The 13,244-nt window shown below is 70.5% G+C and carries 12 protein-coding genes; 10 read left to right on the top strand and 2 right to left on the bottom strand.

Annotation, left to right across the window (positions count from 1 at the left end; translation table 11 throughout):
- The first annotated feature begins 127 nt into the window (after positions 1-127).
- The 9 genes from AC6JA9_RS01770 to AC6JA9_RS01730 all read left to right on the top strand — a co-directional run bounded on the left by AC6JA9_RS01770 (position 128) and on the right by AC6JA9_RS01730 (position 9,106).
- A complete protein-coding gene (locus AC6JA9_RS01770; RefSeq protein WP_497960616.1) occupies positions 128-2,035 on the top strand; it encodes an asparagine synthase-related protein in 1,908 nt (635 codons plus the stop codon).
- Positions 2,020-3,213, top strand: a complete 1,194-nt coding sequence (locus AC6JA9_RS01765) for a glycosyltransferase (protein ID WP_223782166.1) — start codon at positions 2,020-2,022, stop codon at positions 3,211-3,213. The genes AC6JA9_RS01770 and AC6JA9_RS01765 overlap by 16 nt, the downstream gene beginning before the upstream one ends.
- A 77-nt stretch (positions 3,214-3,290) precedes the next feature.
- A complete protein-coding gene (locus AC6JA9_RS01760; RefSeq protein WP_497958994.1) occupies positions 3,291-4,067 on the top strand; it encodes an ROK family protein in 777 nt (258 codons plus the stop codon).
- A 191-nt stretch (positions 4,068-4,258) separates the two neighbouring features.
- The gene (locus AC6JA9_RS01755; protein WP_497958993.1) at positions 4,259-5,686 is read left to right on the top strand and encodes a hypothetical protein; all 1,428 of its coding nucleotides are present in this window, start codon (positions 4,259-4,261) and stop codon (positions 5,684-5,686) included.
- Positions 5,687-5,751: 65 nt separating this feature from the next.
- A complete protein-coding gene (locus AC6JA9_RS01750; RefSeq protein ID WP_497958992.1) occupies positions 5,752-6,414 on the top strand; it encodes a choice-of-anchor Z repeating domain-containing protein in 663 nt (220 codons plus the stop codon).
- A gap of 132 nt (positions 6,415-6,546) precedes the next feature.
- Positions 6,547-7,443 (top strand): S1C family serine protease, encoded by an 897-nt coding sequence (locus AC6JA9_RS01745; protein ID WP_223751837.1) that lies wholly within the window; start codon positions 6,547-6,549, stop codon positions 7,441-7,443.
- A gap of 16 nt (positions 7,444-7,459) precedes the next feature.
- Positions 7,460-8,374, top strand: coding sequence for a S1C family serine protease (locus AC6JA9_RS01740; RefSeq protein ID WP_223751838.1), 915 nt, complete (start codon positions 7,460-7,462; stop codon positions 8,372-8,374).
- Positions 8,375-8,534: 160 nt separating this feature from the next.
- Entirely contained in the window at positions 8,535-8,975 is a 441-nt protein-coding gene (locus tag AC6JA9_RS01735) for a type II secretion system protein GspG (protein WP_223751839.1), read from the top strand.
- Positions 8,972-9,106 carry a hypothetical protein gene (locus tag AC6JA9_RS01730; RefSeq protein WP_255653851.1) on the top strand — a complete coding sequence of 45 codons (135 nt, stop codon included), beginning with the start codon at positions 8,972-8,974 and terminating at the stop codon, positions 9,104-9,106. The genes AC6JA9_RS01735 and AC6JA9_RS01730 overlap by 4 nt, the downstream gene beginning before the upstream one ends.
- Here the strand turns inward: AC6JA9_RS01730 and AC6JA9_RS01725 are convergent.
- Positions 9,103-9,396, bottom strand: coding sequence for a UBP-type zinc finger domain-containing protein (locus AC6JA9_RS01725; protein ID WP_046710489.1), 294 nt, complete (start codon positions 9,394-9,396; stop codon positions 9,103-9,105). The genes AC6JA9_RS01730 and AC6JA9_RS01725 overlap by 4 nt on opposite strands.
- Before the next feature lie 149 nt (positions 9,397-9,545).
- On the opposite strand from AC6JA9_RS01725, the gene AC6JA9_RS01720 reads away from it, so the two are divergent.
- Complete coding sequence (locus AC6JA9_RS01720; RefSeq protein ID WP_223782160.1) at positions 9,546-10,961, top strand: MFS transporter; 1,416 nt, start codon at positions 9,546-9,548, stop codon at positions 10,959-10,961.
- Here AC6JA9_RS01720 and AC6JA9_RS01715 read toward each other — a convergent pair.
- Complete coding sequence (locus tag AC6JA9_RS01715) at positions 10,949-13,225, bottom strand: zinc-dependent metalloprotease (RefSeq protein WP_497958991.1); 2,277 nt, start codon at positions 13,223-13,225, stop codon at positions 10,949-10,951. The two genes, AC6JA9_RS01720 and AC6JA9_RS01715, sit on opposite strands and share 13 nt — an antisense overlap.
- Positions 13,226-13,244: the final 19 nt, after the last annotated feature.

The raw sequence follows: 13,244 nt of genomic DNA, 5'->3' as shown, positions 1-13,244 counted from the left end.
CGCCACGGGTCAGCCTCGTGACGAGCTCGGAGGGCAGGAATCCGAGGTGGGCACCCAAGATGCGCCTCGGCGCGATGAAGGAGGGCTGGACCCCGACGCCGTCGCTGCGTTCCTGAACCACGCGCTCATGCCGCACCAGAGCCTGTTCGAGGGGGTCCACCGTGTGGCTCCGCCGCTGCCACGCGTTCATCGGGTTCTTCTCCGACGGGATGACGATGAACGCGCGACAAGGGAGGGGCCACCCCGGTTCACCACGCATCGCGAGGCCCACCCTGAGGACGGACAGGCTCGCGTCGCCACGCATCATGAGGCCCACCAGCCTGAGGAAGGGCTCGCGAGCATCGCCACGCATCGCGAGGCCCAGCGACAGAATGACGGACAGGCCCGCATCGCCACGCATCACGCGGCCCACCGACCTGAGGAGGGACACGCGCGCATCGCCACGCATCACGCGGCCCACCGACCTGAGGAGGGACACGCGCGCATCGCCACGCATCACGCGGCCCACCGACCTGAGGAGGGACACGCGCGCATCGCCACGCATCGCGAGGCCCACCGGCAGGATGACGGACAGGCCCGCATCGCCACGCATCACGCGGCCCACCGACCTGAGGAGGGACACGCGCGCATCGCCACGCATCGCGAGGCCCACCGGCAGGATGACGGACAGGCCCGCGCGCATCGCACGGCCCACCAACAAGAGGACGGACCGGCCCCTCCCGTTGCTCACGGTGACGACGAGCTCGCCGGGACGCTCCTTTCGGCATGCTCCGACGCCGTCGCAGTGAGACTGCGTGAAGGGGCACGGGACGTCAGCCTGAGCGGCGGCGTGGACAGCGCGGTGCTGTGCATGCTCGCGGCACGTCTCGCGCCGGGCCAGGTTCGCGCCTGGAGCATGGACGTCCACTTCGCCGATGAGACGGAGCGCCGCAACGCGCGCACGGTGGCCCGGCTCGCGGGAGTGGAGCATGTGGACGTGCCCATCCCGGACGCCGTGCTGCCCGAGTTGTTCGAGCAAGCCGTCCTCGCCACTGAGAGCCCCATCCTCAACGCCCGAGCCATCGCGAGCTTCGCGTTCTACGCGGAGGCGCGACGACACGGCGCCTCGGTGATGCTGAGCGGCGCCGGCGCGGACGAGGTGCTGATGGGCAATCCCAGCGCGCTCGCGGCGGCCATGGCGCGCATCGAGGAGGACCGACGACTCGTTCAAACGGTGCTTCGCCCCTCTGTGGACAACTTGCGGACGGGCACCTCGCGCGCGCCCGCGCCCGGTGCGGCCAGCGTAGCGGAGGACCGACGGCTCGTTCGCGCCTCTGTGGATAAGTCACAGATGAGCAGCCTTGGCGCGGCCCCGCCTGGCGGAGTGGAAGAACATCGCCACCCCCGAACCGACGACGAATCACAGAAGGACAGTCCCCGCGTGTTCTCCCCGCCTCCGGCGCGTGCCCAGGAAGACGGTCGACACACGGGAACGAGGCGTCGCGGCGCTGTGGACAACTTGGGGACGGCACCCTGGTCCGTCACGGAAACCTCCGCCTCCGAAGAGGTCCGTTACGCGGCCTGGGTCCTCCGTGAGCTGGTGTTGCCCCCCGAGCTGCGCGGTGCCCGGGCCCACGGCATCACCGTGCACACGCCCTATCTCGACACGCGATGCGCGGACGTGGCGCTCGCGCTCCCCGAGTCCTCACTCCGGCGAGAGGGTGTGGGCAAGTGGCTCTTCCGTCACGCGGTCCGTGGGCTCGTCCCCGATGAAGTCCGCCTCGCTCGCAAGACGCCCCGCTACGGACACACCGCGCTCTCCAGCCCCGTGCGAGCCCGCTGGCTCGAGCTCTATCGTGAGTGGCTGTCCCCCGCGCACATGGAGCCCCTCGGAGTCATCCTCCCGGGGGCTCCGCTCTCGCTCCTGGAGCGCTACATCCGCCTGGAACCCGAGGCGCCGGAGGCGAGCGTCGTGGACCGCCTGTTGATGCGCCTGTGCTCCCTCGCCATGCTCCACGCGCACGCCGTGCGACTCCGCCCATGTCCCGAATCCTGATCGCCACCTCCCCCGAGAAGGGCCACATCAACCCGATGATGGGCGTCGCGCAGTGGCTGCGCCGCCTGGGACACACCGTGGGATGGCTCTGCATCCCCGAGCCGTCACCCCAGCTCTCCACGCTCGGCGTGGAGGTGCTCCACCTTCCCGCCGCCGCGCACGAAGCCCCCGGCATCGAGACCGGAGGCGAGGCCCTGGCGCGACTGGTACGCGACGAAGCCACGCTCGGGAGGTGGATTCGCGGACTGCTGCTGGACGCGGTGCCCACGCTGCTCGAGCCCGTGAGCGCCGTCGTCCGGGCCTTCCGTCCGGACGTCATGGCCCTCGATGGAATGCAGTACGCGGCGGTGCTCGCCGCGCATCGCGAAGGCATTCCCTGGGCCGGAGTCTCCTCCGCGCTCTCCCTGCTCGAACCCATGGAGGACTACGGGCTGCGCCGCAACGTGCGAGCCCTCGCGTCCGAGCGCGCCGCGCTCTTCGCCCAGCACGGCTTCGACGCGCGCTTCCGCAACTGCGAGTGCCTCTCGCCGCGCCTCAACATCATCTTCGCCACCGAGGACTTCCTGGGACCCGACGCGGGCCTGCCCCCAGCCACACAGCTGGTCGGTCCGTCGACTCCACCCGAGCCCCGAGGCGACGAGGTGGACTTCCCCTGGGAGCGATTGGGCACGAGGCCCGTGGTGTACGTGTCCTTCGGCAGCCAGATTTCGTGGCAGCCCACGTTGTTCCGCACCATCGCCGAGGCCGCCGCGCCCCTCGGCGTCACCCTGGTCCTCAGCGCCGGAGAGCTGGCCGACACGGACTTCGCACGCTCGCTGCCCGGTGACGTGGTGGCGGTGCCCTACACACCTCAACGTCAGCTCCTCCCACGCGCCTCCGCCTTCGTCTCGCACGGCGGCGCGAACTCCGTGATGGAAGCGCTCACCGCGGGCGTGCCCCTGTTGCTGCTGCCTGTCTGCAATGACCAGCCCATCCAGGCCCACTTCCTCCAGAAGTCTGGCGCGGGCCTCGCGCTGTCGCCCGACACCTTGAGCGTGGAGGAGTGCCGCGCCGCGCTCCGTCAGCTCCTCGATGCGGGGACGCCCCTGCGCGCGAAGGTGTCCGCCATCTCCAAGGCCTACCAGGCGCGCGACGGCGCGAAGGAAGCCGCCGAGCGCATCGCCGCCCTCGTCGCATGAGCGCACCGAAGCAAGGCTGGCGCCCACGCCGATATCACGCCCCCGGAGTGACTCCGCTGGAGGTGTGGAACCTCCCGGTGCTCGGCCACGAACTGTGGGAGCTGCTCAGCACGCCGCGTGTCGAGGCGGACCGGAACGCCGGAGTCCCCGAGCACGCGCTGGCGACACGCCTGATGCCCGCGCTCGCGAGCGCGCTGGAGTCCCTGGTCCATCAGCACACAGTGGACGCGGTGTGGCTCAGTGGCGGACTCGCGTGTCTCCAGGGTTTCGAGCTGGCCCTCACGGCCGCGACGACGAAGCTCGGCCGTCCCGTGGTCCTCGCCGAGTCCCCGCGCTTCGCACCCGTGCATGCGGGCCTCGGGTTGCTGACGTCCTCAGGCTCCGCACACGAAGCGCTGTGCCTCGACGTGGGCCAGACGAGCCTCAAGTGCGCGAGCCCCCAGACCCTCCAGGTCTTCGAGCGGGACACCACGCTGCTCCCTCGACTCTTCATCGGCATGCCTCGCCCCGAGGATGGGCACCACATCATCGCGGCGGTGCGCTTCCTCGCGGGAGCGCTGCGCGCCCTGACCCCAGACGCCTCGCTGGACGCACTGTGCCTCGCGCTCCCGTGTCCTCTCGATGAGGGACTCGTTCCGGGCGGCTGCACCTACGGCTGGGAGGGACACGCCACGCTCGTGGCCGACATCCTGGCGGAGGCGCGACTGCCAGGAAGCGGAGAGGTGCTCGTACTCAACGACGCGGAGCTCGCGGCGGAGGCCGCGCGCGGCGATGCCCGTCTCGCGAGTCATCGTCGCATCCTGTGCCTCACCCTCGGCTTCGGTCCAGGAGGCGCGCTGCTCGTGCGCGACTGACACATCACCGTCGACCACGCGCTGTTCCTCGGCCCACGGGGACGACCCGCACCTCGCGAACGGTCCGTGGTCCTCATCATGCTACCGTCCCTCACACCGTGCGCTCCGAGCACGGCGCATGAGTCCCCGAGCAGGCGTCGGCGCTGCCCTTCCCCGGTCTTCGCCATCCATCCCGCCGCCTGCGTCCCGACATGAACCTCCCCTCCCCGCTCCGAGTCCTCACGCTGGCGGTCCTCGTCACCGCCTGCGCCACGTCGCCCAAGCCCCTCCCCGCGTCCAAGCCGAGCGAGCCTCGCTACGTCGTCGGCTTCCTCTCCCTGCGCCCCACCACCCCCGAGGCGGCCGAGGAGGCCCGAGCCCAGGAAGCACGACTCCTCACCGCGCTGACCGAGCTGAGCCGGAACACGCCCATCGACGTGGTGCGCCCCACCGTGGCGGTGCCGGCCTCGCTCGAACAGGCGCCCGGGCTCGCCCGCGAGGCGAAGGTGAACCTGCTGCTCTGGGGTGACGCCACGGTGGACGCGGGCAAGCTCACGGTGAAGCTGAGCGCCTTCGAGACACTGCTGTCCCTGCCCTCGTCGTTCTGGCCCATGGAGTACGCCGCCGGCGACGCGAAGCGACCCGAGGCCCTGTCACTGGACGCCCTGCGCCTCTCGCAGGCCGTGCTCCAGGAGACCCTGCTGCCGATGATGATGCTCGACCAGCCGGCGAACACGCGCGCCGTGCTGGACGCGCTCGTCGTGAAGCAGACCAAGGACTGGGTCGACTGGAACATGGACATCATCCAGCGGCGCTGGGGCATGCTGGGTCGGCTCCTGCGTGACGGCGCGCTGACGGAGAAGGGCTACCGGGCCGCGCTCGACAGCGTCCTCGCCTGGCGCGAGGACCACGCGGCCACGCCGAGCTCCGACATCAAGGAAGCCTTCTACAGCGTCGGGCTCGCCCGGGGACTGTTGCTGCAAGGCAAGCCCCAGCCGGTGGTGGACCTGCTCGCGCCCATCGTCGAGCGCATGCCGAGAGACCTCGAGTCCCGCCTGCTGCTCGGCCGCGCCCTGCTCGCCCTGGGCCGCGCGAAGGACGCGGCGGACACCCTGGAGCCGCTCGCCCGCGAGGGCACGTCCATCGGCGCCACCCGCATCTACGTCGCGGCAGTCACTGAATTGCCCGATGGCCCATCACGCGCGACCACGGCGCTCGACACGTTGGTGGAGAAGAACCCGGAGGACGCCATGGCCCATCTGCTCCGCCACCTCACGGCGCCGGGCACCCGGGACGCCTCCGCGCTGAAGTCCTTCACCGCCACGCACCCCGGCGAGGACTGGCCGCTCCCCCTGGCGCGCCACCTCACGGGCGAGGCCCCGACCTTCGGCGCCAACCCGGACGAGGAGGAGGCGACAGACCACGGCGTACGCCTGCGTCGCATCCAGCTCCACTACTACCTGGGCGAGGCCGCGCTCGCGGGTCGACTCCCAGGCAAGGCAGGCGTCGTCGACCCCACGCTGGCCCGACAGCACTTCGAGGCCGCCCTGGCCACGCACGCCTTCCACCATCCCACGTACGACGTGGCGGACTTCCACCTCGAGCAGCTCGCCCGGGCACCGTCGGCCGAGACGCCCTGAGCGCCGTTGCGCAAGAAGCACGGCTCCGGGGTGATGCCGTGACGCGGGCTGCGAAGGGAGCACGGATGCGGCTGGGAACGATGGCGACACTCACCGGGCTGCTCTGTGCTTGCGGTACGGGCCTCCAGAGCGCTCCTCCGGACGCAGGGGCAGCTCCGAAGGAGGAGACCCTCCCGCCCATCACGCTGGAAGAAATCGCGGTGACGGACCATGAGGACGGCACCCTCACCGTTCGCGTGCGTGGCGAGGACTTCAGCACGGGCAGCCTCCTGGTGATGACGCGTCGGACACTCGCCACCCAGGTGACGAGCAGCACCGAGCTGCGGGCGACCCTCCCTCCCTCCTTCCTCGAGGAGCGCGAGGGCCTCTATCTCGAAGCGCTGACCGCCTCGCCCCAGTACCCGCATGGCGCCAGGTCCCCGCGGCTCGGGTTCAACCTCCCCGCCCCCGAGCTGACCACCGTGGAGCCCCCAAGCGTCCCCGCGGGCTCGTCCGAGCCCACCACCGTCCTCCTCTACGGAAAGAACTTCGTGAGGAACAGCGTGGTCACCTTTCGTGGGTTGACGTACCCGCTCCACGTGGTCAGCCCCACCAGCGGCGTGGTGAACCTGCCCCCCATGCTCACCCCCGGCGAAGAGGAGTTCGAGCCCATCCACATCGGCGTCCCCGCGCCGATCTCCGCGAAGACGAACTCCGGATGGCTGACGGTGTCGGCTCCCTCTCCCTGAGGTGAGGGCGCCGGGTCTCACTCCTCCGAAAGGAGGGGTGACCTCCCCGAACAGGCAGGTCCCCTCCCTGCCCGGTCCGCCGATGTGGCGCGCCTTCGAGGCTTTTACCTTCCGCCTCGAAAGGAACACGCCATGTCCACCGACCTCTCCTCCCTCTCCCAATCCCTCGCCTCCGTGGTGGAGCGCACCGCGCGGAGCGTCGTCCGCGTGGACGCCCGCCGTCGTCGCTGCGCCACCGGCATCGTCTGGAGCGCCGACGGGCTCATCCTCACCACCAGCCAGGTCGCCGAGCACGGCAGCCACCTCCAGGTCGGCCTGGGCGACGGGCGCACCCTCCCCGCCGAGCTCATCGGCCGGGACGCCAGCACCGACGTCGCGCTGCTGAAGGTCGACGCCACCGGACTCAATCCGCTCACCCCCACGCCGCTGGACGGCGTGAAGGTGGGGCACCTCGTCGTCACCGTGGCGCGGCCGGGGCGCACGGCGAGGGCCACGCTCGGCATGGTGAGCGCGCACGGCGAGGGCTGGCGCACGCACGCGGGCGGACGCGTGGACCGCTACCTCGAGACGGACGCGGACCTGCCTCCCGGCTTCTCCGGGGGCGCGCTGGTGGATGCGACGGGACAGTTCATCGGAGTGCTCTCCGCGGCCTTCTCTCGCACGTCCGCGGTGGTCATCCCGCACGAGACACTGACGCGGGTGACGTCGTCGCTGCGAGAGCACGGCGGCATCCGCCGGAGCTACCTGGGCGTGGGCGCGTATCCCGTGAAGCTGCCGCAGCACCAGTGGGCGGCGGCCGGAACGGAGGCAGGGCTCATCTTCCTCTCCGTGGACCCTGAGGGCCCCGCGCAGAAGGCCGGGCTGCTGATTGGCGACGTGCTGGTGAGCCTGGATGGACAGTCACTGCACCGCGTGGAGGACCTGCTCGGCTATCTGGGCGACGCGAAGACGGACACCACCATCCAGGCGCGCGTGCTGCGAGCCGGCGAGGTGAAGGAAGTGCCCATCACCCTGGGCCGGCGCTCGTGAGGACGAGGAGCACACGATGAAACTCCTGCAACAGTTCTCGGACGACCTGGAGACGCTCGTCGCGCGCGCCTCGCCCGCGGTGGTGGGCGTGGAGCACGCGCGGGGCCATGGCACGGGGCTCTTCCTCACGCCGGATGGCTACGTGCTCACCAACCGCCACGTCGTCATGCGCGGCTCGCGGAAGCTGACGGTGCAGTTGTCGAACGGAGAGGAGCTGCGCGGCTCGCTGGTGGGAGGCGACGCGCCCACGGACCTGGCGGTGGTGCGAGCGGAGGGGACGGACTTCCCGACACTGCCGCTCGCCGCGCCGGAGACGGTGCGCGTGGGCCAGCTGGTGATGGCCATCGGAAATCCGTTCCGGTTGGAGCAGTCGGTGGCGCTCGGCGTGGTGAGCGCGGTGAACCGGAGCGTCACCCTGCCGGACGGCGTCATCCTGGAGGGCATGCTCCAGACGGACGCGGCCATCAACCCGGGCAACTCCGGCGGGCCGCTCATCAACACGCGGGGCGAGGTGGTCGGGCTCAACACGCTGGTGCTGCCGTACGCACAGGGCATCGGCTTCGCGGTGAGCGCCACCACGGCGGCGTGGGTGGCCAGTCTGCTCATCCAGCGTGGCAAGGTGGAGCGGCGCTTCCTGGGCATCGCGGCGGCGGCGGTGAACCTGGGCGCGGAGCACGTGAGAGACCTGGGGCAGCCCCGGGCCGTGCGGGTCATCAAGGTGCAGGGTGGAACACCGGCGGATGACGCGGGGCTCCAGCCGGAGGACCTGCTGCTCGCCATCAACCGACGACCGGTGAGCAGCGTGGACGACCTCCAGCGACTGATGGCCCTGGCGACCGATGACGAAGTCTCACTGGACGTGCTGCGCAAGGGACGGCGAAGGACGGTCGCGGCGCGCACGCGTCCACGCATCGAGCCGGTGGCCGCGTGAGCACAGTGTGGCTCCGGGGCCCTGTGCGCCTCGGAGCCACGGCTGTCATTCCGGCCGGTGCGGACCCGTGGCCTTGACGGGATGACAGACACCGAAGGACGCGAGTCGGTCGGAGCGAGGGGAGGGCCACCTCGGCACGTGGCTTGAAACGCGGGCGGCGATGACCGAATCCATCCCTCGTCGCCCGTTGTCACGAGCACTCCGCCAGGCGGGCCTCGCGCTGCTATGGGTCGCGGGGCTCGGCGTGCTGGTGTTGTTCGCGATGCTCGTGGTCGCATCGGAGGTCTGCGCCGAGGCCTCACGGCGCGACCGTGCGGCCATCGACCTGAGCGCCATCCAGGGGGCACTCCTCATCCACCAGGAGCAGCACCGTCGACTGCCCACGGAGACCGAAGGGCTCAGGCTGCTCGTCGAGCACCAGTCGCTCCAGGCCCTGCCGATGGACCCGTGGCACAACGCCTACGAGTACACGGTGCGCGACGGACAGGTGCGGCTGCGCAGCCTCGGCGCCGATGGAGACCTCGGCGGCGACGGCGGCGACGCGGACATCGAGCTGACCTTCCCCGTGGCGACAGCCCCCGAAGGCGGGCCGACACCATGAGCCCCTCTCCGCATCAGCTCATCACCGGCCTCTGGCTCCACCTCTCGGGCGTCCTGGCGGCGCTGCTGCTGGCGATGCTGCTGGTGGGCTGCTTCGCCAGCCTCTTCCGCGAGGACCGCGACACGCCCTAGACGCGAGAGCCCTCTTCCTGCTCGGGCCTGTCGTCCAGGAAGAGCCGGTCCTCGAAGCACCACACCCACGTCTCACCCGGCTCGAACGACTGCACCACCGGGTGCTTCGTCTGATGGAAGTGCTTCGTCGCGTGCTTGTTCGGCGACGAGTCGCAGCACCCCACGTGCCCGCACTCCAGGCAGCGGCGGAGGTGGACCCACTGGGCATTCATCTTCAGGCACTCCTCGCAGCCGTTGGTCCGCGGCTCGGGGTTGCCCGCCTGCTCGATGTGCTTGCACTCGGTCGCCATCGCTCGTCTCCATTCGAAACACGTTGTCCGCGGACAGGGTGTGCACGGGGCCTTCGCTCCACCATGTGCTGGGCATCCGGGCAGCCAGGCTCACGGCTCCTCGAAGCCCGCCGTGGCACGATGACGATGCACGTCCCACGCTGAAGCGTATGCCTTCCGACACCACGTCCGTGGCCTACGCCAGTCCGCGCGGGCGCGGGGTGCTGCTGGCCAGCGTGCTCGGCAGTGGCATGGCCTTCCTCGACTCCACGGCGGTCAATGTCGCGCTGCCCGCGCTCGGACGCGAGCTGAACACGGGCCTCGCGGGCCTCCAGTGGGCCGTGGATGCCTACCTGCTCACGCTCGGCTCGCTCGTGCTCACGGGCGGCGCGCTCGGTGACGCGTGGGGACAGCGGCGCGTCTTCGTGCTCGGCCTCATGGCCTTCACGCTCACATCCGTCCTGTGCGGCCTGGCCCCCAACGCCTGGATGCTCGCCCTCTTCCGCGCGGCGCAGGGCCTGGGCGCGGCGCTGTTGGTGCCCGCGAGCCTCGCGCTTCTGCGCACCTCCTTTCCCGAGGCGGACCGACAGCGCGCGGTGGCCGCGTGGGCGGGGCTCTCGGGTGTCACCACGGCCCTGGGTCCGCTGCTCGGTGGCTGGTTGGTGGATGCCGCGTCCTGGCGCTGGGTGTTCTTCCTCAACATCCCCATCGCCGTGCTCGCCGTCTGGGCGGCCCTCCGCTACGTGCCGGATGACCGGCCCACGCGAGACACCCGAAGACTGGACCTCGCCGGCTCCATCACCGCCGCGCTCGGACTGGGCGGCGTCATCTACGCGCTCATCGAAGGTCCCTCGCGAGGCTGGTCCCTCGCGCCCGTGCTCGCCGCCGTGGCTGGCGTGGCGCTCCTGGCCGCGTTCCTCGTCATCGAGGCACGCGCGAGACATCCGATGCTCCCACTCGGGCTGTTCCGCTCGCGGACGTTCTCCGGCGCCAACCTCACCACGCTCGCGGTGTACTTCGCGCTGGGCGGCGTGAGCTTCCTGCTCATCCTCGCGCTGCAGCAACAACTGGGCTACTCGGCGCTCGCCGCGGGCGCATCCCTGCTGCCCATCACCGTGCTGTTGCTCACGCTGTCTCCGCTGGTGGGAAGGCTCGCGGGACGCATCGGCGCGCGTCCGTTGATGACGGCGGGGCCGCTGCTCGCGGGCCTCGGCATGGCGCTGCTCACGCGGCTGCACCGTGGCGGTGGCTACGTGGACACGGTGCTGCCAGGGGTCCTCGTGCTGGGCCTGGGATTGAGCCTCACCGTGGGGCCCCTGACGGCGGTGGTGCTCGGCGCGGTGGAGGACCGACACGCGGGCATCGCCTCGGGCGTGAACAACGCGGTGGCGCGCATCGCGGGCCTGCTCGCGGTGGCGCTGTTGCCGTTGCTCGGTGGGCTCGCGAGCAAGACAGGGGACGCGTTCCTCCAGGGAACACGCGAGGCGCTCTGGGTCTCCGCGGGCCTGTGTGGAGCGGGAGCGCTGTGCTCCCTGCTCCTGTTGCCTCGTGACGTGGGCCGGGTGGAGCCACCTCAGCGGAAGTAGGGCGAGTTCGCCGCCTCGATGCGCCCCAACAGCTCCAGCGTCCCCCATCGCGCCTCACCGCTGAGCGTCGGCAACCGCGCGGTCAGCTCGGCGTGCAGTTCCAGCAGCAGCCCATAGGCCGCGAGCGTCTGGTGCGCCTTGAGCACCGCCACCATCTCCCGACGCAGCGAGAAGGGCCTGTGCCCATCGACGTCGAGGAGGATGCCACGCACATCCGAGAACAGGGCCTCGGTATAGGCGGGCGTGCTGGGCGGCGGGTTCGGGAACGGCGAGTAGTAGGGGTCCAGTTCCAGGAGGTAGAGGTCCCTCAGGATGCGCAGGGCCATCGCATTGGCTCGCGCCACATACGCGGCGCCCTGCCCGGAGGGCACCTGGAGCGGCGGCCGGACCTGTTCCATGAGGAGGTCATAGCCCCGGACCTGCTCCTGCTCCGTGCCTCCCCGCACGTAGTCCTCGACCGTCTGGCGGGAGATGATGAACGGGAACGATTGAGGCGTGCCCGCGAGCACGTCCGCCATCAGCTCGCGCATCACCGGCGTGTGGTAGCGCGTCAGCGGGTCGTCGAAGCGGTCCAGGCTCGCGCACGCCGGCTCCGCGAGGGCGCGTCCCCTCAGCCCCGACGTGCAGAACAGGTCCGTGGGCAGCGCCGAGGACAACCCATACAGATGACGCACGGCCGCCACGTCGAACGAGCCGGGCTTCACCATGTGAAGGGTGTCGAGCTCGTGCAGGTGGTCCATGACCGAGCTCGAGCGAGGCGTGGCCGGCGTCCCGTCGTACGTCCGCGAGCCGTTGAGGTTGTGCCGCAGCCCCAGCGTGTGCCCCACCTCATGCACCACGATGTGCGTGAAGTGGCGCTCCATCTTCTCCTTCTTCGTCATCGAGGCCAGCGCGGCGCGGTCCGGGTCCGTCAGCGCGGCGAGCGAGCCGCGCGCGCCCATCCGGGACGTATCGAGCTCACAGAGGCGCTCCTGCGCCTCCCCTCCCCAGGACAGCCTGGGACGAGGCGGACGCTCCACGGGCGTGTTGGAGGAGAGGAGCGCCGGGTCATCCGAGAAGAAGAGGTCGGCGTCACGGAACAGGCCCGCGTTGAACACGAAGTGCGCCCGGCGAAGCTCGCCCGTGTTCGGATTGGGCGCGACGTCGGCCCAGGCCCCGGCCGGCTCGAGGACGGGGTGGAAGATGGCGAAGTTCTTGTCGTCCTCGCCGAAGTCCACGGACGCGTCCGCCAGGACCGCCTCGAAGACGGGGAAGCCGAACACCTCGTTCCACGCCTCGATGCCCCGCTTCAGCGCGCCCACCAGGTCCAGGTCGCGGTAGCGTGGGTCCTTCTTCAGCTCCAGCAGGTTGGGCGTCATGTACCAGCGGATGGGCTTCATCCCGGGGTGGATGTTCCACTTGAGGGCCTCCTGCTCCACCTCGCCCGAGGCGGGCAGCAGTCGCCCCGAGTTGAGGAAGTAGTACGGGAGCTCCGGCGGAGGCGTCCGCGTGTAGCCGGGCCCCTCACGGTACTTGCGCAGCGCGAGCGACAGCGTCCCCACCCAACGCGTGTCGTTGTACTCGAGGTACGCGGTCCGGTCCTCGGGGATGGACAGGTGCCCGAGGAAGACCTGCTCGAACATCGCGCCGCCGTCCGATGCCCGTCGGAAGCGCTGGGCGAAGCTCATCTCCATCCGGAACGTCGCGCCCCCGAACCACCGGTCTCCGACGATGCCGATGCTGTCGCCTCCCGCCGCCGGGTCGATGAGCACGTACTGCTCCGAGCCCGACAGCCGGTTGAACGGCGCATGGTCCGTGACGATGGGATACGACTCCAACGGGAAGTCGAGCTTCTCGTTGCCCCCGAACAGCAGGCCGTCCTTGGCATTCATGAAGAACAGCCGCCCGTTCTTCTCCCGCATCGTCACCACGTACGTCCGCAGGTTGTGGGGAACGCCCCAGTAGGCGCCGTCCGGGAAGAAGTGTCTCAGCATCCCCGACCAGAACCAGCGCTGGGACAGCTCGCTGCGGCGGATGGCCAGGTAGAACGTCCGCTCGCCATTCCCCACCACGCCATCGACCTCGCCGCGCAGCTTCGACTGCGCCTCGGACAGCGCGCCTCGGGGCACCTCCACCACGTCGCCCTCCAGCACCACGTCCGACTCCGGAGGCTCCGCCACCCGCACGGTCTCCGGGGGCTCTGAACATCCCGAGCCTGGCACCCCGCACAGGATGAACATCACCGCCACGAGGCATCGCTTCGACAGGCGTCCGCGTCTCACCATGGGTTCGCTCCCTCCGGAC

This window comes from Myxococcus sp. MH1, from assembly GCF_059738865.1.
The sequence above is the reverse complement of the archived record's forward strand: the minus strand, read 5'-3'. Positions and strand labels throughout refer to the sequence as shown.

Coding starts and splice junctions, on each gene's coding strand:
- AC6JA9_RS01770 (WP_497960616.1), top strand. CDS start 128: ATGCCGCACCAGAGCCTGTTCGAGGGGGTCCACCGTGTGGCTCCGCCG.
- AC6JA9_RS01765 (WP_223782166.1), top strand. CDS start 2,020: ATGTCCCGAATCCTGATCGCCACCTCCCCCGAGAAGGGCCACATCAAC.
- AC6JA9_RS01755 (WP_497958993.1), top strand. CDS start 4,259: ATGAACCTCCCCTCCCCGCTCCGAGTCCTCACGCTGGCGGTCCTCGTC.
- AC6JA9_RS01750 (WP_497958992.1), top strand. CDS start 5,752: ATGCGGCTGGGAACGATGGCGACACTCACCGGGCTGCTCTGTGCTTGC.
- AC6JA9_RS01745 (WP_223751837.1), top strand. CDS start 6,547: ATGTCCACCGACCTCTCCTCCCTCTCCCAATCCCTCGCCTCCGTGGTG.
- AC6JA9_RS01740 (WP_223751838.1), top strand. CDS start 7,460: ATGAAACTCCTGCAACAGTTCTCGGACGACCTGGAGACGCTCGTCGCG.
- AC6JA9_RS01735 (WP_223751839.1), top strand. CDS start 8,535: ATGACCGAATCCATCCCTCGTCGCCCGTTGTCACGAGCACTCCGCCAG.
- AC6JA9_RS01730 (WP_255653851.1), top strand. CDS start 8,972: ATGAGCCCCTCTCCGCATCAGCTCATCACCGGCCTCTGGCTCCACCTC.
- AC6JA9_RS01725 (WP_046710489.1), bottom strand. CDS start 9,396: ATGGCGACCGAGTGCAAGCACATCGAGCAGGCGGGCAACCCCGAGCCG.
- AC6JA9_RS01720 (WP_223782160.1), top strand. CDS start 9,546: ATGCCTTCCGACACCACGTCCGTGGCCTACGCCAGTCCGCGCGGGCGC.
- AC6JA9_RS01715 (WP_497958991.1), bottom strand. CDS start 13,225: ATGGTGAGACGCGGACGCCTGTCGAAGCGATGCCTCGTGGCGGTGATG.